This is a genomic window from Pseudoalteromonas sp. BMB (assembly GCF_001709235.1).
GTDB lineage: Bacteria > Pseudomonadota > Gammaproteobacteria > Enterobacterales > Alteromonadaceae > Pseudoalteromonas > Pseudoalteromonas maricaloris.
On sequence record NZ_MBQA01000161.1, the window covers coordinates 79,000 to 103,177 of the forward strand.

A 24,178-nucleotide genomic window follows, 5' to 3' on the forward strand; every position below is an offset into this window, starting at 1 on the left:
GCAATGCAAGAAACAGTAAGTATTATTATCCCCACGTATCGTCGTGCAGATATGTTAGATAGCGCAATTGCTAGCGTTAAGTTACAGTCTTTTCAAGATTGGAAAGTGATCGTCGTAGATGACAACCATCCAGATCAATACCGAGTAGAAACTGAAGCAGTAATGGCTAGATACCAGCAAGACCCTAGAGTGGCTTATATTCAGCATGAATCAAATAAGGGTGCATGCGCTGCCCGTAATACAGGGTGGCAAAGTGCCAAGGGAGAATATATCGCTTTTCTAGATGATGATGATTTGTGGGATGCAAATAAACTAGAAAAGCAATTGGCTGCACTAAATGAACACACCGATGCCACTTTTTGTTATTGCGATATGTATCTGACATACCAAGGGCTCAAAAAAGAGTTTAAGTGTCTCTCTGCGACAAATATGTATGTGACGCTATTGGAGCAAGGTTATGGCGTTTGCACATCCGCTTTATTAATCAAGCGAAGAGCGTTAGAGGATATTGGGGGATTTGATAACAGTTTACCGAGTATGCAAGATTATGATTTGTTGCTTCGCTTGGCTAAAGTTTCTGCAGGTGTGCATATCAAAGCGCCAATGCTAACCTACCAATTAGCTGAAGATGGTATTTCTTGCAACCCAAAAACTAAAGTTAATGGGCATAAAGCGATAATTGATAAGTATAAGGCTGAGTTTTTAGCTTTGGGCTTGCGCAAGGGGCTTGCAAGGCAATACGAAAGCTTAGGCGACTTTGAATTACGGAGCGAAGCACGCCTGAGTGGTATTAAGCACTACCTAGCTTCACTCAGCTATTCTAAGCTTAACTCTAGAGTTTACGTAAAACTCGTTTTTGGAAGTATTTTTGGTAAAGCGCCTCTGGAGTGGTATTTAGCTCGCCGTCAAAAACGCACTTCAACATTACAGTCAGGGAATTGATATCATGAGAGGGCTGTATGTAAATGCAAATTTGGATTCATTACCACATGTTAAAAGTTTTACCGAAAAGCATAGCCGAGTATTGCTTTTACCAAGGTTTAACGGCTGCCTAATATACAGTGAAAGAGAATGGCAAGCGCCACCGGTAATACAAGTTGATGGGCATGAGTTATATGTTGCTGGTTGGTTTGTGTATAAATCAAAGCGCAATGCCTTGTCTGAGTTATTACATGATCTTATTACAAATGGTATTGAAGTGCTGAAGGCTCTTGAGGCAGGCTCTTTTGTCGGACTTTGGGTATCGAATGGAAAACTGCAGGTCATCAATGATCCCTTTGGGCTTTCTAGTCATTATATCGATAAGTTATCAGCTAAATTAAAAGTTGCGCCGGCGGTGCGCCCATTGTTATCTGAACATAAAATAAATGCTGAAATGCAAGACGTACTTGCTGCTAAGCAGCATATGTTTGGGAACTTTACGTTGTATGATGGTATTGAACGACTTGAGCCTGGAGCTGTTACAGAGGTGGGCTGTACCGAGAAATATATAGATATCACGAAGCCTAGTACAGTTACATTGGAAGCTGTTTCTGGTGAAATTGAACGATTGGTTGATTTATGGCCTAAAACTGAGCGTGTCCTTCCAATTAGCAGTGGTATGGATTCCAGGCTCATCTTAGCTTCATCAGAATTTTCGTATGGGTTCACTTATGGTCCAGAGGGGAGTCCTGAAAGAGAGATTGCGCAGCAATATGCTCCTTTGTTTGATGAGTATTACGGGTATGAATACAAGCTAGGTGCAGGGCTTGAAAATGAAGCAGAGATAATTGCGGAAATGTCACATGGTTTACTCAACCCTATCGGTGGGCTCTTGAGTAATTATGACTATATTAGCCAGAAATTTTGTAAAGCTTCCGCTTTTTTCGAAGGCTACCTTGGCGATGTGCTTCAACGGGCGACATATATTACACCAAAAGGTTGGAAAGGTGAGCTATATAAATTATTTCCCCTTATTTACTCGTTGTTCAGCTTTTCTGCAGAAACAATATTAAAAGCACGTTATTCTGGCTGTAATGCGCGTTCGTTGAGTAAGTTACTGGCTGACTTCGACGAAAAAACCAAGCATCTTAATCTGACTGATTATCAAAAAGTCACTTACTATGAGTTTTTATATGGTAGAGGAGGGAGATACGTCATTTTTGGAAGCAACGTGATGGCGGCCCAGTGCTTTAGTGTTATACCTCCGTTTGCCTCTGTGGGTATCTTTTCTGCTTACATCAATCAGAACTTCTCCGATGCTTTTCGCTATAAACTATTGAAAAATGTTTGGGCATGCACTGAAGATCGTTTTAAAAAGGTGAAAGTTGAGTCTGGCTATACGCCGATGACGCATCATATATTCATCCCTCCTGTCCAGTTATTGTATCGGGTTTTATTTCATTTAATCCCATCTCGAGCGAATTATGGTATTCAGATGCAAAGAGAAAATAGCAAGGAGCAGAAGAAGAAATGATACGCTTGTTACTACTTTCAAACATGGGTCCAAGTGCAAAGAAGCCTAATTCAGGTCGCTTTGTATATAACCAGTTCAAAGCATTGCAAAAGGAAAAAAATTTAGAAGTTGAGTATTTTTACCTGACACAAGATGAGGTTGGAAGAATAAAGCGTTTACTGAGGTATCCACTCTTCTATATTCATTTCTTGGCGAAGTTTTTGTTTGCAAAGAAAGTAGATATTATCCACGTACATTTCTTTTTCCCAAATATACTACTCGCTATTACTTATAAGGCTTTGATTAATAGTAAAGTTAAACTTATCGCTACATTCCACGGTAGCGATGTTTATGCTTATCAGCCTCCTAGTGCATTGTACAAATGGGCATTTACCAAGCTAGATCATGCAATATTCGTTAGTAAAAACTTATTTGAGCGTTTTAAGAGCTACGTTGATGTGTCAGAAGCATCAACTTCACTCTTGAGTGCTGGTATTTTAGATGTTTATCAACCACCAACAAATCAGACTTATGAGTATGACTTCATATTTGTAGGACATCAAAATTACAACAAAGGTATTGACCGTTTACAAAAAATAGCAAAAAAAGGGGCTAAAATAGCGGTGGTCGGTGAGGGGGCCACTTCACAGTGGGCATCACAAAATGGTAATATACGGGTCGATTTTTATGGGGTGTTAGCACCTGAGCAATTAGTTAAGCTTTATTGCAGCTCGCGTTTTTTACTTAGCCTTTCACGCAATGAATCTTTTGGCTTGGTGATGACTGAAGCTATGGCTTCAGGTACACCCGTTATTGCAACAGAAACTGATGGCTCTCGGGCGCAAGTGATAGACGGCCAAAATGGCTTGCTATTACAAAACGATGATGAGTGGCTTGATAGTAAAGGTTATGAATCACTTTATCAGGCGCTAAAAATGAGCATGAACGACTATCAATTGATGCAAAAAGAGGCATTAAATTCGGTAAGTCAGCATAGCTTAACCTATATTGTAAATAATTTGCTTACCATATACCAAAAACTGATACTTACGAGGCATCATTGAACAGCGCTAACGAAATCACAATACGTGGAATACCCGTTACAGCATTTGGCTCGATCCAAGATTTAATTGAGAGTGCTATATTACGTGAATCTAATGTAGTACCTGGTGTTGCTGTTGCAATCAATCCTGAGAAAGTGATGGTTGCGGAACGCGACCAAGAAACAAGACAAGTACTGTTAGATGCTACTTTGCGTTACGCTGACGGGATTGGTGTTAGTTACGTTATGAGCAAAAAATCAAATGCAAAAGTGGCTCGTATCCCCGGGTGTGAGTTGTGGACGCAATTGATGATAAGCGCAGCTTCATTAAATACACCAGTATACTTGCTTGGCGCATCTGCAACGGTAATAGAATTAACAAAAACAAAACTCCAAGGTCTCGGAGTTAATGTTGTAGGTGCACGTGATGGCTACTTTGAAGACCGAGAAGAGGTAATTGCTGAGATTAAAGATTCAGGAGCACAAATTATTACTGTTGCTCTTGGGTCACCAAAACAAGAAAAGTTTATATTTGAATGCAGAAAGCAAGTCCCTAATGCTTTTTATATGGGCGTCGGCGGTACATATGATGTGTATACTGGTAACGTAAAAAGAGCGCCTAAACTTTGGATAAAGCTACATTTAGAGTGGCTTTATCGACTGCTTTCCCAACCTTCAAGGCTTTTCCGACAAGGTAAGTTGCTAAAGTTTGTTTACTACTACCTTGTTGGTAAAATTTAACACCGAATTAATGAGTATTATATGTCAATAGAAACCGTTTCCGTCGTTGGGTTAGGCTATATAGGTCTGCCAACCGCTGCCGTAATTGCCTCTAGAGGTATTAGTGTAATCGGAGTTGATGTTAACCAAGAGACGGTTGATACTATTAACAATGGCGATGTTCACATCGTTGAACCTGATTTAGATATTGTTGTAAGAAGTACAGTCCAAGCTAAAAAGCTACAAGCGACTACTCGTACTCAAGCTGCTGATGCATTTTTAGTCGCTGTGCCTACCCCCTTTAAAGAGAATTATGAAGCCGATCTCAGTTACATTCGCTCAGCTTCAGAATCGATAGCTCCAGTATTGCAAAAAGGTAATTTAGTGGTACTTGAAAGCACGTCACCGGTCGGTGCGACTGAGCAAATGGCAGAGTGGTTAAGTGAGCTAAGGCCTGATCTAACGTTCCCGCAGACTGCTGGTGATGATGCTGATATCAAAATAGCGCATTGCCCCGAACGTGTTCTACCTGGTTATGTATTGAAAGAGCTTGTTGAGAACGATCGCGTTATTGGTGGTATGTCAGATGCTTGTACCCGAAGTGCTATTGAGCTTTATCAGATTTTTGTAAAAGGGGAGTGCCTGATAACTAATGCACGAACAGCAGAAATGGCAAAGTTAACTGAAAATTCATTTAGAGATGTTAACATCGCGTTTGCAAATGAGCTTTCGATGATTTGTGATGACCTTGATATTGATGTTTGGGAGCTAATTAAGCTTGCAAATCGCCATCCTCGTGTGAATATTCTAAACCCAGGCCCAGGCGTTGGAGGTCATTGTATTGCCGTTGATCCTTGGTTTATCGTGAGTAGCGCGCCTGAACGTGCAAAGTTAATTAGACAAGCAAGAGAAGTAAATGACGCTAAACCACAATTTGTTTTAAATCAAATTGAGGAAGCTGCTGATCAGTTTAAAAAGCCAGTAATTGCGTGTCTGGGGATTGCGTTCAAAGCAGATATTGACGATCTAAGAGAAAGCCCAGCACTCGGCATTGTAGAAATGCTGGCTAAAAAACACGACTATGAAATTGTGGTCGTAGAGCCTAATATTGACAGCTTGCCACAACACTTACAAAGCTTGAAGGTGCGTCTAGTTTCTATAGATGAAGCATTAGCTGTAGCAAACACAGTCGCAGTGCTCGTTGATCATAAAGAGTTTAAACAGATTGACCCTGAGCAAGTTGCTAAAAAAGTGCTTATAGACAGTCGCGGTATTTTCTAAAATAAGACAACAAAATGAAAGTGTTAACAGTATTTGGTACGCGTCCTGAAGCCATTAAAATGGCACCACTTGTAAAAGCGCTGGATGAGTGCGAACAGATCCATTCTAAAGTATGTGTGACCGCACAGCATCGAGAAATGCTTGATCAAGTGCTTCATCTGTTTGCAATCCAACCTGATTATGATCTAAACGTAATGCGTGCTGGACAAGATCTGTATGATGTTACAAGTAAAATATTACTCGGCTTGCGCGAGGTCTTAGAGGACTTCAAACCTGATTGGGTGCTTGTGCACGGCGATACAACGACGACTTTATCAGCTTCACTTGCTGCTTTTTACAAGCAAATTAAGGTTGGTCATGTTGAAGCTGGACTAAGGACTGGAAATATTCTAAGCCCATGGCCTGAAGAGGCTAATCGTACGTTAACAGGAAAGCTTGCTGAGTTACACTTTGCTCCAACTCAAGCTGCAGCCAGCAATTTGCAGAAAGAACAAGTCAGTGAGCGAAAGATTGTTGTGACGGGAAACACAGTTGTAGATGCTTTATTGTCAGTTAAAGAAAATGTCTTAACAGAAAGGGCTTTGACAGTTTCACTGGAACAGCAATTTGCAGATGTTACGAATAGGCCATATGTGCTTATTACAGGACATCGAAGAGAGAGTTTTGGTGAAGGGTTCGAAAGAATTTGTGAGGCTATTGCGCAGCTCGCAAAGCGTTATCCTCATTTTAACTTTGTCTACCCAGTTCATTTGAATCCAAATGTACAAGAACCTGTAAATCGCGTGCTAGCAGGGGTTGCGAATATTAAATTAATAGAGCCACAAGACTACCTGCCATTTGTATATCTAATGGACAAATCGTATCTCATACTCACAGACTCCGGCGGCATTCAAGAGGAAGCGCCGTCATTAGGGAAACCCGTATTAGTAATGAGAGATACTACCGAGAGGCCTGAAGCGGTTTCAGCAGGTACGGTGAGGCTTGTGGGCACTAATAAAGATGAGATTGTTGATATGGTGTCTCAATTAATTGAAGACATTGAGTTATATAATCAAATGAGCTACGCCCATAATCCATATGGCGATGGCAAAGCGTGCCAACGAATAGTTAACGCTATTCTTAGTTATAATTAGGAAGTAACGATGAAAATTGTAGTTGTTGGAACAGGGTATGTAGGGCTTTCGAACTCAGTATTATTAGCTCAGCATAACGAAGTTATGGCTTTAGATATTGATCAAAATAAAGTGAATATGATCAATGATAAGCAGTCACCCATAGTTGATAAGGAAATCTCAGCGTTTTTGACCACAAAAAAGCTCAATTTAACTGCAACTACAGATAAAGAATCTGCTTATACAGGCGCTGAATATGTAGTCATCGCTACGCCAACAGACTATGACCCTGAGACAAACTACTTTAATACTAATTCTGTAGAGTCGGTTATTGCGGACGTTAAAAAGTATAATCGCAATGCAGTTATAGTCGTAAAGTCCACCGTACCTGTAGGTTTTACGCAAAAAATTAAATCCTCCTTAGGTGTTGAAAATATCATATTCTCACCAGAGTTCTTACGAGAAGGGAAAGCCCTTTACGATAATTTGTATCCGTCTCGTATTATTGTTGGTGAACGCTCTGAGCGTGCAAAAGTGTTTGCTTATCTGCTAGCACAAGGTGCGATTAAAGAGAGTATTGACACGTTATTCACTGATTCTACAGAAGCCGAAGCGATCAAATTATTCTCGAATACTTATTTGGCGATGCGCGTAGCCTACTTTAATGAGTTAGACAGCTATGCTGAATCTCATGGTTTAAACGCTAAGCAGATAATTGAGGGGGTGTGTTTAGACCCCCGAATCGGTAGCCATTATAACAATCCCTCATTTGGCTACGGTGGCTATTGTTTACCAAAAGATACGAAGCAGCTTTTAGCCAACTATAAAGATGTACCTAATAATATAATTCAAGCAATTGTTGATGCAAACACAACAAGAAAGGACTTTATTGCTGAGTCAATTTTGCAAAAAAATCCTAAGGTGGTTGGGATCTACCGATTAATAATGAAAGCGGGATCGGACAACTTTAGAGCTTCTGCTATTCAAGGTGTGATGAAAAGAATAAAAGCGAAGGGAGTCGAGGTAGTGGTTTATGAGCCTGTACTGAAAGAGGCAACTTTCTTTAATTCTAGAGTAGAAAACAACCTAGATGTATTCAAACGTAGCTGCGATGTAATCATCTCTAATCGTATGGTTGAGGAGTTACAAGACGTTACCGAAAAAGTCTACACAAGAGACCTTTTTGGCAGTGACTAGGCTAGACCTAATTGAGAATATACGTATAATAGTAGGCCTAATTCGTTAGGCTTATTTTTTTAGGGAACGCAACGCATGGAATGCTGGTATTTGCTCTACTGTAAACCAAAACAAGAACACAGAGCACAGTCAAATCTTCAAAATCAAGGGATAGAGTCTTGCTTCCCAACTTTCGTAAAAAGAAAAACCTCTAGCTCAAAGGCGGTGAAGCAACCGCTGTTTCCACGATATTTATTTGTTAAGCTAGATCCACATTCTTCACACTTTTCTGCTGTAAAAAACACTCGCGGTGTTTCTGACTTTATTCGTTATGGTACCGAACTGCAAATGGTACCAGATGAACTCGTCGCTCAACTAATGAATAAAAATGAAATAGCGGACGAGCTCGACCTTCAAGAAGGTGACTTGGTTCAGTTAACAGACGGCTGTTACAAAGACATTCACGCCATGTATCAACAACCTGATGGAGAACTTCGTAGCATTTTATTAATTAAACTGCTTAACCATTATGCACAAATCGTTGTTGATAACTGTACAATAAAAAAGGTACAATAAAAACTTCATCCTTTATTCTTATTTAATTGTTATAAAAAGGGTGTACTCTGGTTTGGCTGTAAACTTCTTCACGTTGTTAGAAAAATTACATTCTCATAGCGGAACGTTGGTAATTTTGTAGCCGTAATTTAAAAGCTCAAACCATTTCGTAGCAGCGACTTTATGTCGCGACAGAATGGTTCTGGCGCGGCTTTACGCCGCAAAGACATAAACACCTTGAGTCAATGTGGTAGGAGCGAATTCACCTCGCGATCTTTCACTAAAACTAAAACCAGCATTTAGGAGCTGCAACCTAAGGGCGGGAGCGTGCTTAAATGCCGTAGCAGCGGCTCTACGCCGCGAAGACATAAACACATTAGGCCAATGTGGTAGGAGCGAGTTCACCTCGCGATCTTTCACTAAAATTAAAACCCGCATTTAGGAGCTGCAACCTAAGGGCGGAAGGGTGCCTGAATACCGTAGCAGCGACTTTATGTCGCGACAGAATAGTTCTAGTGCGGCTTTATGTCATGAAGACATAAACACCTTAGGCTAATGTGGTAGGAGCGAGTTCACCTCGCGATCTTTCACGAAAACTAAAACCAGCATTTGGGATCTACAACCTAAGGGCGGAAGCGTGCCTGAATGCCGTAGCAGCGGCTTTACGCCGCGACAGAATGGTTTTACGCTGCGGAGACATAAACATCTTAGGTCAACGTGGTAGGAGCGAGTTCACCTCGCGATCTTTCATTAAAACTAAAACCAGCATTTGGGAGCTACAACCTAAGGGCGGAAGCGTGCCTGAATGCCGTAGCAGCGACTTTATGGCGCGACAAAATGGTTCTAGTGCAGCTTACGCCACCATCAAGGACCAAAGACTAAATTGCAAATTAAGAAACAACAAAAACAACAATCTAAAAAATGAACTCAAACTTGATAAAGGCTTTTAACCACATCTCTAGGTAAAAACATAGAATATAGAGTGAGATCTTATGCAAAACCTAGTACTCACTTGCGATTAACAATCGTGCATGCTTTAATTAGCCCACGAAATTTTTATTGTCCCTCTACTATTTAATAAAGGGCAATAAAAGTAATGAAAAGAAAAGATTACAACACTTTTGGGAAGAAACAATGGCGCTACGCTGTAAAACTATCATTGCTTCAGCCGTTCTGATGACAATGAGCGGCTGTACACTTGTTCCTGGTGGCCATTTTGAAGGAATCGGCTCTGGCGAACAAACCGCAAATCTAGAACGCGACTTAGAAAAAGTAAATATTCACATCATCGACTCTCAGTTAGTTCAAGAACACAAAATCAAACAAGCCAAAAAAATTGACCGTTCGTCACTTGCTGGTATCGATGTCTCAAACTATGAATATCGTTTAGGCGTTGGGGATGTCATTACAATTGGCGTTTGGGATCACCCGGAACTTACAATCCCGGCTGCGGTACAAAGAACAGCCGAGTTTGACGGTTTCCGTGTTCAAGCCGACGGCACTATTAATTTTGCCTACGCCCCAAAAGTTCCGGCAGCAGGTAGAACAGTAAATGAGTTACGTGAAGATCTTACCAAACGCTTAAGCCGTGTTATCGAAGAACCCCAAATTGATGTTAAAGTGGTTGGCTTTAGAAGCCAAAAAACATACGTAACCGGCGAAGTAACAAAACCGGGTGTATACCCAATCACAGAAACGCCAGTCACGCTAATTGATGCAATAAACCAAGCTGGCGGCCTGACTGAAAGTGCAGATTGGGAAACCGTAACATTTACTCGCGGAGAGAAAACTGAGGTTATTCAACTCGATGATTTCTATGCTGAGGGTGATATTTCACAAAACCGTTTGTTGCAACACGGTGATATCATTCATATCAGCCGTAATGACAAGCGTAATGTTTATGTGTTAGGCGATGTAATTAAAGCTGGCAAAGTAGACGTAAACCGCTATGGCTTGAGTCTAGCCGAAGCACTTACTGATGTAGGTGGCTTTAATGAGCGCACAGCTGATGCTAATGGTGTTTTTGTACTGCGTAAACGCGACCTACAAAAAGACGGCGTGCTTGCAGATGTATATCAACTACACGCAAAAAATGTTGCCTCACTGGTACTTGCAGAGCAATTTGAATTGCAACCTCAAGATATCGTATACGTAACTAGCGCACCACTTGCTCGCTGGAACAAAGTTATCAGCCTACTATTGCCTTCGCTATCAACTGTGGATGCAATTCAAGATATTGAAAATCAATAGTGTGAATGCTCATGTTTGATAGTGTATTAATGGTTTGCGCTGGCAATATTTGCCGTAGTCCAACCGCAGAATATGTATTAAAAAGCAAATTGGCAGGTAAGAATATCCAAGTGTCGTCGGCGGGCTTAACCGCGTTAGAAGGTAAATCAGCCGATGCAATAGCACAAGAACTTACTAAGATGCAAGGTATCGACATGAGTGAGCATCAAGGGCGTCAGCTCAGTGGTGCGCTTGTTTCGCAAAACAGTCTCATCTTAGTAATGGAGCATAGGCACCTTGATGATTTATGCAGCCGTTACCCTCAAGCTCGCGGTAAAACCTTTTTACTCGGTAAATGGATTGGCGATAAAGAAATCCCCGATCCATACCGCCAATCTAAAGAAGCGTTTGAGCACGTGTATGAGCTTATCGATAGCGCCTGCGGCGCTTGGCAACAGTATTTATAAGGAATTGCGAGTATATGAATGCTCAGCCAAATCTAATTTCTCCGCAAAAATCTAAACAAGAAGATACGCAAGAGATCGACTTAATGGCACTCTTTGGTGCTTTATTAGACGCCAAATGGTTTATTGCAGGTGTTACGTCATTATTTATGCTGCTAGGTGTGGCTTACGCGATATTTAGCACGCCAATCTACCAAGCAACCGCAATGGTACAGGTAGAAGAAAAAGGCGGCTCAGTTCCTGGCTTTGATGATATGTCAGGCATGTTTGAAAGCACCTCTGCCGCGGTAACCGAAATCGAGTTACTCAAATCAAGAAGCGTAATAGGAGAAGCCGTCGATACGCTTAGTCTAGATACGGTTGTTGAACCTAAACTATTCCCGCTATTTGGGGGGCGCAGCTTCCGTCAGTTTGTACCGCAAACTGAAGGTGAAGTTGCTGAACCAAGTTTTGGCGCAAGCTCTTATGCATGGGGCGGTGAAAAGGTAGAGATCCATCGGTTTAGAGTGCCTAAAAGAGCTGAAGGAGCAGAGTTCACGTTATTAGCGCAAACGGGGGAGAGTTTTGTTCTACTAAATGCAGAAGGCGAAGAAGTGCTTTCTGGTAAAGTAGGGCAGGAAGTCAAAGCTGGTCAGTTTGAATTAACCATCAAAACTCTGATTGCACGTCCAGGTACTGAATTCTCAATAGTAAAACGTAATAGACTTCAAACTATATTAGACTTACAAGGCGCAATTTCAGCATCTGAGAAAGGTAAAGACTCGGGTATTATCAATCTTGCGCTGCAAGATAAAACCCCAGCCTACGCAGAAAGAGTACTCGATAAAGTAGCTAGTATTTATGTTCGTCGTAACGTTGAACGTAACAGCGCTGAGGCACAGCAATCTTTGGAGTTCTTGGAAGTTCAGCTACCAGATGTTAAGCGCAACTTAGAGCGTGCTGAAAAAGCCTTTAATGAATATCAAATTCGACAAGAATCTATCGATATCAGCTTAGAAACGCAGGCGGTACTCGAGCAAATTGTGATATTAGAAACAAAACTGCAAGAACTAGAATTAAAGCGCTTAGAACTTGGTCGTAAATTTAAACGCGAGCACCCCTCATATCGTGGTGTGGTAGAGCAAATTGATACTGTAAAGCGCCAACGCAACGAATTGGCTGGTGAAGTTCAAGGCTTGCCAGAAACCCAGCGTGAGTTACTACGTTTAAAACGTGATGTAGAAGTAAACAATGAAATTTATACTCTACTTTTAGGAAAAACTCAGGAATTAGATATTGTACGTGCAGGTACGGTGGGTAATGTTCGCATCGTAGATTACGCAGAGGTAAATACAACCCAACCAGTCAAACCTAAAAAAGCACTAATCGTTATGATGGCAACCATGCTCGGTGGTATGTTAGCTATTGCGATTGTACTTATTCAAAAAGCACTGCATAAAGGGATTGAGGATCCAAGTGAAATTGAAGCGTTAGGCTTACCTGTTTATGCAAGCGTTCCATTCTCTGAATATCAAGTAAAACTGACTGGTTTTGCCAGAGCGCGGAAAGGTAAAACGGCAAAAGCAAAATCAATATTGGCAATTGATAACCCCGCAGACCTCTCGATAGAAGCTCTACGAAGCCTACGTACAAGTCTACACTTTGCTATGTTAGAAGCTAAAAACAATGTTATAGCTATATCAGGGCCAAGCCCAGGTGTTGGTAAGTCATTTATTACGGTGAACCTAGCCACTGTACTCGCACAAAGCGGTAAAAAGGTACTGGTAATTGACGGAGATATGCGTAAGGGTTATCTGCAAACTCAGTTTGGTATGCAGTGGAATGATGGTTTAAGTGATTACCTATCAGGGCGCTTAACTCTTGAGCAAGTTACTAAGCATTCCCAAGTCGAAGGCTTAGATGTAATCACCCGAGGCCAAATACCACCAAACCCTTCGGAGCTATTAATGCATGCTAACTTCACTAAACTAGTGGATGAGATTAAAAATAAATACGACATCGTGATTATAGATACACCACCTATTTTAGCGGTAACTGATCCTGCAATTGTTAGTGCTCATACGGGTACAACATTGCTAGTAACGCGCTTTGGTCAAAATCATGCCCGCGAAATTGAGCTTACACGCAACCGCTTTGAGCAAAACGGCATAGACGTAAAAGGAGTGGTGTTTAATGGCGTGTTACGTAAAGCAAGTAACGCTTATGGGTACTACGGTTATTACAACTACGAGTATAAATAATTTATATTTACTTAGGAAGTAAGTTGAATTTTAAAAAGCTTCTGTCTAATTCTCTGCTATCTGCAGGGATCTCCTTTTTTGCAGCACTATTGAGTTTTTTTACAAATATTCTAATTGCTAGGGAATTTGGGGTTAGTGAGTTTGCAACTTTTTCATTTATAATCTCTCTTTTAGCTGTTTCAGGGGTTGTTGCAAACTTAGGCCTAAATCAGTATCTATTATTGAATTTACCTGGGAAAAGTTCTTTAAGGAAAACTTCGTTAAAAATTAGAACTGTGAATACCTTTTATGTTGCTAATTTTATAGTAAGCTTGTGCGTATTTACTTATGTGCTTTTATCAAAGTATTCATATCTTACAGTATTTTTAATTACAGCTTCATCTTTACTTTCCTCTTTGATGATTTATAGACAGGCTGTTTTATTTGCGGAAGAAAAAGTTTTATTTTCACAATTAATCGATCGAGTTTTTAGAGGCGTTTTATTATTTTTACTTTTGTTACTCGGTATTTTTATATCCGATCTTGTTAATATAGGCGGTGCTGAGTTAATTGGATTGTCTATTTTTTTAAGCTACTTATTTTCTAATGCTGCTTATTCAAGTCGTTTTAATAAAGTAAAGGTAGTCTATCCAATAAGAAAACGTTATTTAGCAAAAAGTGAGCTTACTTCTTCGTTAAACCTCTGTATTATAGTGATTTTCACTACACTCATGACTAATGTTGATGTTCTGTTTCTAGGGGCTGTAGGAAATGAGTTTGATCTAGCTAGTTATTCAGCATCACAGAAAATAACACTATTAAGCTCTGTTTTTTTAATGGCATTAACAAATATTATTACCCCAACATTAGTTAAGAGCCGAGCTGAGAATAGTTTTTCCTCGAATTTGAAGCTGCCAGTATTAATTGGGTTCTCAGCAAGCTTGGTTTTTTTTATAATAGTCTTTATTTTTGGTGAGCTGATATTGAATGTATTTGGAAGTGAATATATAGATGCTAAGAGCGCATTAGTTATTTTATCATTATCTCAGTTAATTAATGCATTTTACGGACAATCTTTAACAGTTATGAAGATTAAAAAGCATATTAAAAGACTTGCGATATATATATTAACGTCATTGATTTTTAAGTTTGTATTTTTACTCTTTTTTTATAATAGCTATGGAATTAATGGGGTTGCATTCACTTCTTTAATCTCTATTTTTTTATGGAACTTTCTATGTCATAGGTTTATTTTAAAAAAATATAGAGTAGATACTTCGATTTTAGGTGCTTTAAGGTAGTTATATGATTGTAGGTATTGTTGGTGTTGGGCATTCAACTAATATAGGCGATCAGCTAATAGCAAAATGCTTGGCTGAGTCAATATTAAAATTTAATTATGTAGAAAAAGTGCTGTTTTATGACCTTTCGAAAGGCCAATATGATATTGAATTTAAACATCCACTTGGGCTTAACATACCATTGAAAGGCGCAAAAGAGAAAAAAAGAAACCACTCAATAAGATTTTTAAAAACCTTATTTTTAGAGAAGTTCAATCCAAGTGTTTCTGATAACGATTTAAATAAGTTTATAGAGACTTGTGACTCCTTTGTTATTGGAGGAGGGCATTTGTTAATAGATAATTTTGGCGTGTTTGGTTCTAAACTTACTCGCGTAATAAAAATGATTTTAGAAAAAGATAAAAAGTGTTTTTTCTGGTCTGTAGGTGTCGGAGATATACATTCATATTTGTATAATTTTTTTTTCTTAAAAACATTGAAAAGAGTTCCTGTTTACACTCGCGATAAAAACTCTTTTCTAAATGCTAAGAACCTTGGTCTCGATGTAAAAGGAGTAGTACATGATTGTGCATTTACTTCTGCAAAGCTAATTGAAACCTCAAATAATATTGAAAGTTGCCTTACACTTTTTATTATGGATCCTAACGAAAGCTCGAGACATTCTAATCTAACCATAGATAGAGAAGAAGCGAAAAGATGGTGGCTTTGTTTGATAGAGTTTTTCGCAACTAAATATAAATGTATTAATATTGCTAATAACGGCTCCTCCAATGACTATTTTTTTATCAAGGAATATATAGAACCTTATGCTAATCTCAACGGGAAGGATTGTAAAATAAATATTCTTGATAGAAGCTTATCATATCATGATATATTAAACGTTATATCTATCTCAGATCATATTGTTGCTCAGCGCTTACATGCGATAGTCCCATCAATTTGTTACGATAAAAAAGTTGTAGCAATAAAGTGGGATGTAAAAGTAGAAAATATATTATCTGATGCAAACTTGTCCAATATTCTTATAGATTTTAGTACGCTCCCATCTGAAGTTTATAATAGGTTAAAAAACTATAATGAACAGCCTCGAGTAAATTTAGAAGAATATAATAAAATACTAATACAAAATTTGAAGGACATGAAATGAGAAAAAAAGTTTTAATTGTTCCTGCTTGCACGGATCTAAACCGTGGAGATCAAGCTTTAGTGTGGGAAGCTGCTTACCTTCTGGATAATGCACTTGATGAACAGTTAGATATATCAATTGTTGATTATGGAAATAATAAGCAAGATCGAGAGAAACAATCTAGGCAAACAAAGGCTGCAGGCTTTAAAGTTTTTAGGAATATAGTTGAGAACCCCAAGCGAATTATATCTGAATCAACCGTTCATAGTTCTAAATTAGGTATTTTACTTGCTGGCTTGTTAGCTATTGTAGATTTTATTAGACATTTTCTGATACTGTGCTTTCCTTTTGAGTTTTTGTTTAAACTTTTTTTTCCAAATAAAGAGCATCGAAAAACATTTAATATTATTAAAAACGCAGATTCAATCGTGGTTAAAGGTGGTGGTTTTCTGCATACATACGGAAAGGTAGAAGATCTTTATTACTTATGGTTTGGACTTTATTATTTGTTGCTTGGTAAAAGGTTAAAGAAGAAGTTAATTGTCCTTCCTAACTCAATTGGCCCAATTACAGGCTTTACTAATAAGTTGTTTACAAAGTGGGTTCTAAATAAGTGCGATTTACTATATGTTCGTGAACGTGTATCATTAAAGTTCTGCCAGGAAATTGGTATAAACAATGCTAAATATGCATTTGATTTGGGTTATTACGCTGAAGAAAGCTACCCAGACGGTATTAACAAAAAACTAGTGGACGAGTGCATTAATAAACTGAGTTGTGATAAGTCCAATGTTGGTATTACAGTCAGGCCTTATCGTTTTCCGTCTGCGGAAGATCCATCTGAAAGGTACGAAAACTATATTCAATCGATTGCAGCTTTTTGTAATGATAATAAAGAGAATTGTGCATATCATTTTATAGTTCAAGTTCAAGGTCCCAGTGCACACGAAACTGATATGATTGCAATTAATGACGTTGTCTCTAAGCTTGAATCCGGCGTCGAATTTACTGTCATCGATATCGATATTAATTATAAAGAAATAATGACTGTTTATGATAAGTTAGATGTTTTAATAGGCACGAGGTTTCACTCCGTAATATTTTCTCAAGTTCAAGGTGTGCCTGCTGCAGCTATTGCTTACGGCGGAAATAAAACTCATGGAATTATGAAAGAAATTGACCTACATGAGTATGTAATAGATATAAATGAAATAACTACTGAAGGCCTTCAAGCTATTTTTACAAGGCTTATGGAGAACACTGCGGAGTATAAAAGCAAACTAGAAATTGCTTTTAAATCCATTGAAACTGATAAGCAGTCTGTTTCTGATGATCTAAGGAAGGTGATAAAAAAATGAAAGTAGGATTTTTCCATGACCATATTTTTACAAAGAAAGATGGCTATATTCACACAAGTGGAACGTTAGATGCACATGTATGGAACCGATTTTTTGATGCTGGAGCAACTAAGGTAATAGTTTGTGGGAGATTTTCCGAACATGTGAAAATAGGGGCTGTGGCAGAAAGGGAAAATGTAACATTTGTTTTCTCTGAAAACTTATCTAACTTATCGTCTTTACTACTTAATGCAAATAGCCATGAAGTAAACGCAGCTGTCACATCATGTGATGTTGTAGTTGCCAGATTACCGAGTGAAATAGGTTTTAAAGCAATAAAAGAAGCAAAGAAGCAAAATAAAATAGTTGTATGTGAGGTTGTGGCATGCCCTCATGATGCGCTTAATTATCATGGCTCGCTTAAAGCTAAAGTATACTCATACCTTAGTAAGCTAAGGATGGAAAAGTGGGTCGCTAGATGTGATGGAGCACTTTATGTTACGAAAAATGAATTGCAAAGTCGTTATCCCTGTAATGGTATTGTAGCTAATGCATCAAATGTAGAAATATCAGATATTAACTATGACTCTATAAGTGTGAGGTCGGGAAGGTTTAATTCCAGAAAGCAGAAAGGGACTCTGAAGTTTGGGCTCATTGGGACAATGAAGAATAAAACAAAAGGGATTGATATTGCAATAAATGCTTTAAAGGGTGTTAAAGGATCATTGCATGTAATAGGTTCCGGCTATGATGAAAGCTATTCTCAATTAGCTAAGCAAGTTAATGTAGATTTTAGACATGATGGGTTTATTTCTGATAAAAGTGAAATAATGAAATGGCTTGATGATATTGATATATATTTACAGCCATCTTTCCAAGAAGGACTACCTAGAGCAACGATAGAAGCTATGAGTCGCGGTTGTCCTGTTTTAGCTTCAAATGCAGGTGGTTTACCTGAGCTTGTTAGATCTTTATATATTCATGAAAGAGGAAATGTTAATAAGCTTAGCTTAGATATCAAAAACATTATAGAAAACTATGACATAGATTTAGATACACGAAGAAGTTTGACTATTGCTGAGAGTTATTTGTCAGAAAAGTTAAAGGAAAAAAGATATAAGTTTTATGAACAGTTTATCAGAAAATAAAATCCTAAAAGCGCTCATATCGTGCATAATGTTATTTACACTTTTTATTTTTTTTTATAACTTTAAGTTAACCTTGGAGTTTAAGCTTTTTTCAATTTCATTATTTTTAGTATTATTCTCTACCGCGATAGAAAGGAAATATTTTTTTTATTATTGTATATTGTCTTTTGGCTTTTTTTATACTACTGATTACTCAGTAGCTATGAGCCCAATAGATTCTGATAAATTCTATACTGAAGCGTTTTTATATAGTTATTATGGGAAGGAACATGTCTCAACAGTTGTCGCTTCAGGTTTTACATATAAAGTATTAGGCTTTTTTATAAACGACCAGAAACCGCAGTTACTTGTCTTTATTAACTACCTACTTCATTCTATTTCAGTTGTTTTATTGGTAAAATCTGGTCGACTATTATATAGAGAAGCTTTTAATGAAAGGTTATTTGCATTTTTTTGTTTCTTGTCTCCCTTAGTTTTTTCTCAGCTTTCTTATTTTATTAAAGATTACTTCTCTCTTTTTTTTGCAGTATTATCTTTTTATCTATGGGTTAAAGTTAATGAAAAATTTACTTTTCTGAAGCTTGTTCTTTTATTTTTATCAATTGTTTTATCTATGCTATTTAGGGTTTACGCTCCGGTTTACATTCTTCTTTTAGTAATTTCAACAGGTTATCTATCTCGTGGTTACTTATATCTGACTACGTTTTTATCAGTTGGTTTTATAAGTTTTTTTGGTTTAAAATCAATTTTATTTATTTTTTATGGGGTTTTGGTTGTCTATTTTGTGCCTAACTTTTTAAATTTAGATAATTTTATAGTTTCACCTTTTTCTACATTAGAAGGTGTAGTAATATTTTTAGTTCACCTCATTATAATTTTCAAAATTACTGTTACTAAAGATAAAGAAGAAGCTATTAAGTATTTTTCTATGGTTATGATTATAGGTTTAACCTTGTCATTGGTTAGTGCTTTTCGAGTCACCTATGCAAGTGGTTATGATTCTATTGGAAATGCTTATATAGCAGATAACTTTTTTAGAAAAAAAATACCAGTGACTTATATACTCTTATTCTACTTTTTTTCAACAAAGTTTTTTTTAAGGAAGTTTAAATGAAGGTAGTCCATATTATTGGAAAGCTCAACCCTGGAGGGGTTGAGACTTGGCTTAAAGATCTCTCAAAATTTCAGGGCGATAAAATGCATATCATAGTTCATAAAAGTGGTAAGGGGTTTTATGATGATATTGTGAGAGAGAATGGTGCTCATCTTCGGTTGATTAAGTTAAATGGTAACAGGTTAGGGTTTTATTATGAGCTGTATAAGTATTTAAAATTCAATGGGATTGGTATTATGCACTCCCATGTTAATTTAGCCTCTACTTTAATGTTGCTAGTTGCGTGGCTTGCTGGTGTCAAAGGAAGAATCGCGCATTGTCATAATGATAAAAGAAGTGAATATAAAAAGCTTAATTTGACTAAGAGGCTTTATTACAAATTTATGAAAATTGGCTTGTTGATTTTTGCCAATCGAAGAATAGCCGTGTCAGAATCCTGTTCAAATTCAATGTTTTATGAATTTAGTGATGTGGAGATAATACCTTGCGGATTATCTTTTACTGATCCTCTAGCTACTACTAATAGAGGGGACTTAGGTTTAAAAGAGTCTGATAGGGTTATTGTTCATGTTGGGAGGTTTGTTAAACAAAAGAATCATTTATATATTATCAGGTTACTAAAAGTTTTAGACGATCGTAATACAAAGCTTTTGCTTATTGGAGAGGGGCCTTTGAAGGATGATGTCATTCGAGAAGTTAATAAGCTCGGCTTACAAGATCAAGTGCTTTTTCTTGGAGTTAGAAAAGATGTTCATTCAATTCTTAAGAATATTGCAAACATATTTGTTCTCCCTTCGAAATTTGAAGGTCTAGGCCTTGTTGCTATAGAGGCACAATACTTTAATGTACCAACTATAGTTTCTGATAATGTGCCTAAAGATGTTGCTATTTCTAATTATGTAACTTTCTTAAGCTTAGATAACATAAATTCTTGGGTCAATGAAATTGTGACATACTCATGTGTTGGTAATGATAAACTACTGTATGAGTCTTATAAACAGTTCACAATAGAATATAACAACATAAAATTAGAGAAAATTTATCAAGAGTTTGATAGTTAGTTGAATTGTTTTTTGTGTTGGAGGGACTTTGAAAAAACTGTTATATATTATTAATGCTGACTGGTATTTTGACTTACATTGGCTTGAAAGGGCGGTGTTTTTTAAAGAAATTGGTTACAAAGTTCATATTGTAATGCCGGTTAATGAGCCTGAGATCTTTAATCGTCTTGAAAATTTAGGGTTTGCTGTAACAGCTTTACCTATTGAAAGAACCAGTATGTCTATCTTGAATGAGCTCAAGGTATTAAAAAGGTTATATCAAGTAATTGATGCTGTGAAACCTGACATAATACATTCAGTAACAATAAAGCCTAACCTTTATTCTACAATCATTTGTTGTATAAAAAAAATCCCATTGGTTTCTACATACCCAGGCCTAGGTACTCTTGGTGTTTCAAAGGATTCCAAGTATGTTTTATCTAGAAAAGTTATTTTTAGTCTGCTAAGAATATTTTCTAAAAAACAACGAAATATAGCTCTTTTTGAAAATGAAGAAGATTTACAACTTTTCAATAAGATGAAAGTGATTCCTCAAAGTCGCTTGATACGAGTTTATGGTGCCGGAATTAATTTAGATTCATTCTCTTTTTCTGATATTGCAAGCGATAGAACTGGCACCCTAAACTTATTATTTGCTAGTCGATTATTAAAAAACAAAGGTCTTTCGTTGTTATTTGAGTCAGTAAAGCAGTTAAATCAACAAGGAATTAAAGTAAGGCTAAAAGTTGCTGGAATATTTGATTTTGACTCACCTTTTGCATACACGCAGCAAGAAATTGAAGAAATGGCTTCTTTTGATTTTGTAGACTGGCTTGGAAAAAGAAGTGATATTAAAAATTTAATTACAGACTCAGATGCAGTTTGTCTTCCAACAACTTATGGTGAGGGGGTTCCAAGGATTTTAATTGAAGCTTGTGCTGTTGGGCGTCCTGTAATAACAACTCCACTCGGTGGATGCAAAGATATATGCATAGATAACTATAACGGATTGCTTGTGGAGCCTAATTCAGTGGAATCATTAACTCTATCACTAAAAAAGCTTGCTGTTGACAGCTCTTTAAAAGCAGAGTTTGGTAAAAATGGTCGTAAACTTGTAGAAGAAAAGTTTTCTAACCAAAGTGTTTTTGAGCAGCATTGTGATACATATAAAATGCTTTTAGGTAGTTTTAAGGTATAAAAATGATAGCACTAACTGGCTACACAGGTTTTGTTGGCAGTACTTTATTGCAGCAGCTCAAACGTGAAACTACTTTGCTGCTAGGACGAAAGCAGTTGCCCAATTATCCTCACTTCAGCTTTTTTGATTTATCAGACACGCAAAATTTAGATTTGCAAAATGCATTACGTTCTGTAGATGTTTTAATACATGGTGCTGCACGGGTTCACATTATGGATGATACTTCCAGTGATCCTCTTAAAGAATTTAGAACTGTCAATACAGTTGGAACATTAAACTTAGCTAAGCAAGCAGCTAAAGCAGGTGTTAAGCGATTTATTTTTGTGAGTTCTATAAAAGTGAATGGCGAGAGTACATCTGGCAACCCCCCCTTTAGCAATGCTGATAGTCCGCAGCCTGAAGACCCTTACGGTATATCAAAAGCAGAAGCAGAACAGCAGTTATTAGAGCTAGGTAAACAAACCAGTATGGAGATTGTTATTATTAGGCCGCCACTCGTTTATGGTAAGGGTGTTAAAGCTAACTTTGCATCACTGCTGAAGCTTGTTAGTAAAGGTTTACCATTGCCTTTTAGAGCAATTAAAAATAACAAACGTAGCTTAGTATCAGTTTATAATTTAGTTGATTTAATTACTGTGTGTATTGAGCATCCTAAAGCCGCAAATCAAATATTTTTAGTAAGCGATGATCATGACTTATCAACGGCCGAAATGGTAGCACTGATGGCAAAAGTGCAAGGTAAGAAAAATTTGGCATTACCTGTGCCTGTTTGGTGCTTTCAACTTGCAGGTAAATTACTTAATAAAAATGATGTGATTGATCGGCTTTTAGGCTCACTTCAATTAGATATAACTCATACTAAAAATACACTTAGCTGGTCTCCGCTTTATTCTGTTGAGCATGGCTTCAAGCTTGCTGCAAAAAATTAATACTTGGAATGTTGATGATACGTTTACTCGACTTTTTATTGGCTTTTTTTGGCCTTTTGATTGCTTTTCCTTTTTTGGTTCTTTTATATCTTGTTGGCTTATTTGATACCGGTTCGCCGATTTTTACCCAAGAACGAGTTGGGCGTAATAAAAAGCCTTTTACTTTGGTAAAATTTAGAACAATGAAGCTGGATACAGCTTCTGTTGCTAGCCATTTGGCAAGTACAGCTTCTATTACTCCCTTCGGCGGCTTTTTACGTAAAACAAAGTTAGATGAACTTCCACAGCTTTGGAATGTACTCAAAGGTGAAATGAGCTTAGTTGGCCCGCGTCCTGGTTTATTTAATCAAGAAGAGCTTACCGCAGCACGCGATGCTAAAAATGTATTTGACGTGCGCCCAGGTATCACTGGCCTTGCGCAAGTAAATGAAATTGATATGTCTACCCCTGAACTGCTTGCAAAAACAGATCGTGAGATGATTGATACGCTTAACTTAAGCAATTACTTTAAGTACATATTAATGACAGTTACAGGTAGTGGCAGTGGTGACCGTGTTAAATAAACATAGCTAACAATAAGCTAAGCACGAATTGACTATATTGCTTGGTACTGAAGTTATTATTTGCGAGCGAAAGCTTGTAGGTAGAGAATCATAGATTTGGATGATTTTTTGACAGTGACTAATTTATATCAACTAACACGGAATTGAAAACAATGCATTACTTAGTAACGGGAGCCGCGGGCTTTATTGGAGCTGCGACATGTCAACGCCTTTTGGATTCTGGGCATAATGTGGTTGGTATTGACAATTTAAATGACTACTATGACGTGAATTTAAAGTTAGCTCGTTTAGCTCAGTTTGAAGAACACGCTAACTTTACTTTTATTAAAGGCGATATTGGGGATAGGGAAAAAATAAAGGGAGTATTTGAACACCATCAATTTGATCGAGTTATTCATTTAGCAGCTCAAGCTGGGGTACGTTACTCTATTGAAAACCCTGAAGCTTATGCCGATACTAACTTAGTTGGCCACTTAAATATTCTTGAAGGGTGTCGTAATACCGGTGTTGGGCACCTAGTTTATGCTTCATCGAGCTCTGTGTATGGTCTAAATGAAAAAACACCTTTTAGTACCACAGATAGTGTAGATCATCCTGTGTCTTTTTATGCAGCGACAAAAAAAGCCAATGAGCTCATGGCACACAGTTACTCGCACTTGTATAAACTGCCAACTACGGGGTTACGCTTTTTTACTGTTTATGGCCCTTGGGGTCGACCTGATATGGCGCCATTTATTTTTACAAAGAAAATCTCAAATGGTGAAACAATAGACGTAAACAACAATGGTGATATGTGGAGGGACTTTACCTACATTGACGATATTGTTGAAGGAATAATTAAGTCGGCAGAGGTTGTTCCCAAAAGCAACTTGGATTGGAGAGTTGAAACAGGTTCGCCAGCGTCGAGTTCAGCTCCGTTTGCAATATATAATATTGGCCATGGTAGCCCTATCAACTTAATGGATTTCATTAAAACCATTGAAAATGAGCTGGGAATTGAGGCTAAAAAGAACTTTCGCGAAATGCAAGCGGGGGATGTTTACAAAACGTTTGCCGATACAGAAAGTTTATTTCAGGCTACGGGTTATAAGCCAAAAGTAGGCTTAAATGAAGGTATAACAAAAATGGTACAGTGGTATAAATCATTTTACTATTAACCTTTAATAGTCAGTAACTTATACAGCTAATTA

The 24,178-nt window shown here is 37.7% G+C and carries 21 protein-coding genes; all 21 read left to right on the top strand.

All coding sequences use genetic code 11. The features are described 5' to 3' along the window. Positions 1-3: 3 nt before the first annotated feature. The 21 genes from BB427_RS11360 (at position 4) to BB427_RS11465 (ending at position 24,145) form a co-directional block, all read left to right on the top strand. Entirely contained in the window at positions 4-942 is a 939-nt protein-coding gene (locus tag BB427_RS11360; RefSeq protein ID WP_069020809.1) for a glycosyltransferase family 2 protein, read from the top strand. A gap of 4 nt (positions 943-946) precedes the next feature. Next, positions 947-2,455, top strand: a complete 1,509-nt coding sequence (locus tag BB427_RS11365; RefSeq protein WP_069020811.1) for a hypothetical protein — start codon at positions 947-949, stop codon at positions 2,453-2,455. 83 nt (positions 2,456-2,538) lie between these two features. Beyond that, positions 2,539-3,498: a glycosyltransferase family 4 protein gene (locus BB427_RS11370; RefSeq protein ID WP_254663621.1), complete on the top strand. Its 960-nt coding sequence runs from the start codon at positions 2,539-2,541 to the stop codon at positions 3,496-3,498. Continuing rightward, positions 3,495-4,217, top strand: a complete 723-nt coding sequence (locus BB427_RS11375; protein ID WP_010368568.1) for a WecB/TagA/CpsF family glycosyltransferase — start codon at positions 3,495-3,497, stop codon at positions 4,215-4,217. The genes BB427_RS11370 and BB427_RS11375 overlap by 4 nt, the downstream gene beginning before the upstream one ends. A 21-nt stretch (positions 4,218-4,238) precedes the next feature. Then, positions 4,239-5,477: a UDP-N-acetyl-D-mannosamine dehydrogenase gene (gene wecC / locus BB427_RS11380; protein ID WP_069020815.1), complete on the top strand. Its 1,239-nt coding sequence runs from the start codon at positions 4,239-4,241 to the stop codon at positions 5,475-5,477. A 14-nt stretch (positions 5,478-5,491) separates the two neighbouring features. Next, entirely contained in the window at positions 5,492-6,610 is a 1,119-nt protein-coding gene (wecB, locus tag BB427_RS11385; RefSeq protein WP_069020817.1) for a non-hydrolyzing UDP-N-acetylglucosamine 2-epimerase, read from the top strand. A gap of 9 nt (positions 6,611-6,619) precedes the next feature. Further along, the gene (locus BB427_RS11390; protein WP_069020819.1) at positions 6,620-7,786 is read left to right on the top strand and encodes a nucleotide sugar dehydrogenase; all 1,167 of its coding nucleotides are present in this window, start codon (positions 6,620-6,622) and stop codon (positions 7,784-7,786) included. Positions 7,787-7,861: 75 nt separating this feature from the next. Continuing rightward, positions 7,862-8,341, top strand: coding sequence for a transcription/translation regulatory transformer protein RfaH (rfaH, locus tag BB427_RS11395; RefSeq protein ID WP_069020821.1), 480 nt, complete (start codon positions 7,862-7,864; stop codon positions 8,339-8,341). Between the two features lie 1,113 nt (positions 8,342-9,454). Further along, positions 9,455-10,570 (top strand): polysaccharide export protein, encoded by a 1,116-nt coding sequence (locus BB427_RS11405; RefSeq protein WP_010368555.1) that lies wholly within the window; start codon positions 9,455-9,457, stop codon positions 10,568-10,570. An 11-nt stretch (positions 10,571-10,581) separates the two neighbouring features. After that, positions 10,582-11,016: a low molecular weight protein-tyrosine-phosphatase gene (locus BB427_RS11410; RefSeq protein WP_069020824.1), complete on the top strand. Its 435-nt coding sequence runs from the start codon at positions 10,582-10,584 to the stop codon at positions 11,014-11,016. Between the two features lie 14 nt (positions 11,017-11,030). Further along, positions 11,031-13,253 carry a polysaccharide biosynthesis tyrosine autokinase gene (locus tag BB427_RS11415; protein ID WP_069020826.1) on the top strand — a complete coding sequence of 741 codons (2,223 nt, stop codon included), beginning with the start codon at positions 11,031-11,033 and terminating at the stop codon, positions 13,251-13,253. Positions 13,254-13,276: 23 nt separating this feature from the next. After that, positions 13,277-14,533 carry an oligosaccharide flippase family protein gene (locus BB427_RS11420; RefSeq protein WP_069020828.1) on the top strand — a complete coding sequence of 419 codons (1,257 nt, stop codon included), beginning with the start codon at positions 13,277-13,279 and terminating at the stop codon, positions 14,531-14,533. 4 nt (positions 14,534-14,537) lie between these two features. After that, positions 14,538-15,680, top strand: a complete 1,143-nt coding sequence (locus tag BB427_RS11425; RefSeq protein ID WP_069020830.1) for a polysaccharide pyruvyl transferase family protein — start codon at positions 14,538-14,540, stop codon at positions 15,678-15,680. Beyond that, positions 15,677-17,017 carry a polysaccharide pyruvyl transferase family protein gene (locus tag BB427_RS11430; RefSeq protein WP_069020832.1) on the top strand — a complete coding sequence of 447 codons (1,341 nt, stop codon included), beginning with the start codon at positions 15,677-15,679 and terminating at the stop codon, positions 17,015-17,017. Before BB427_RS11425 ends, BB427_RS11430 begins: the two co-directional genes overlap by 4 nt. After that, complete coding sequence (locus BB427_RS11435; protein WP_069020834.1) at positions 17,014-18,144, top strand: glycosyltransferase; 1,131 nt, start codon at positions 17,014-17,016, stop codon at positions 18,142-18,144. Before BB427_RS11430 ends, BB427_RS11435 begins: the two co-directional genes overlap by 4 nt. 202 nt (positions 18,145-18,346) lie before the next feature. Further along, on the top strand, positions 18,347-19,258 hold the full coding sequence (locus BB427_RS11440) for a hypothetical protein (RefSeq protein ID WP_139119067.1): 912 nt from the start codon (positions 18,347-18,349) through the stop codon (positions 19,256-19,258). Further along, the gene (locus tag BB427_RS11445) at positions 19,255-20,319 is read left to right on the top strand and encodes a glycosyltransferase (RefSeq protein WP_069020838.1); all 1,065 of its coding nucleotides are present in this window, start codon (positions 19,255-19,257) and stop codon (positions 20,317-20,319) included. Before BB427_RS11440 ends, BB427_RS11445 begins: the two co-directional genes overlap by 4 nt. 28 nt (positions 20,320-20,347) lie before the next feature. Continuing rightward, on the top strand, positions 20,348-21,496 hold the full coding sequence (locus BB427_RS11450) for a glycosyltransferase family 4 protein (protein WP_069020840.1): 1,149 nt from the start codon (positions 20,348-20,350) through the stop codon (positions 21,494-21,496). A 2-nt stretch (positions 21,497-21,498) separates the two neighbouring features. Further along, positions 21,499-22,425 carry a UDP-glucose 4-epimerase family protein gene (locus tag BB427_RS11455; RefSeq protein ID WP_069020842.1) on the top strand — a complete coding sequence of 309 codons (927 nt, stop codon included), beginning with the start codon at positions 21,499-21,501 and terminating at the stop codon, positions 22,423-22,425. A gap of 14 nt (positions 22,426-22,439) precedes the next feature. Continuing rightward, positions 22,440-22,988 carry a sugar transferase gene (locus BB427_RS11460; RefSeq protein WP_069020844.1) on the top strand — a complete coding sequence of 183 codons (549 nt, stop codon included), beginning with the start codon at positions 22,440-22,442 and terminating at the stop codon, positions 22,986-22,988. Positions 22,989-23,140: 152 nt separating this feature from the next. Then, a complete protein-coding gene (locus tag BB427_RS11465) occupies positions 23,141-24,145 on the top strand; it encodes an NAD-dependent epimerase (RefSeq protein ID WP_069020846.1) in 1,005 nt (334 codons plus the stop codon). The last annotated feature ends 33 nt before the right edge of the window (positions 24,146-24,178 follow it).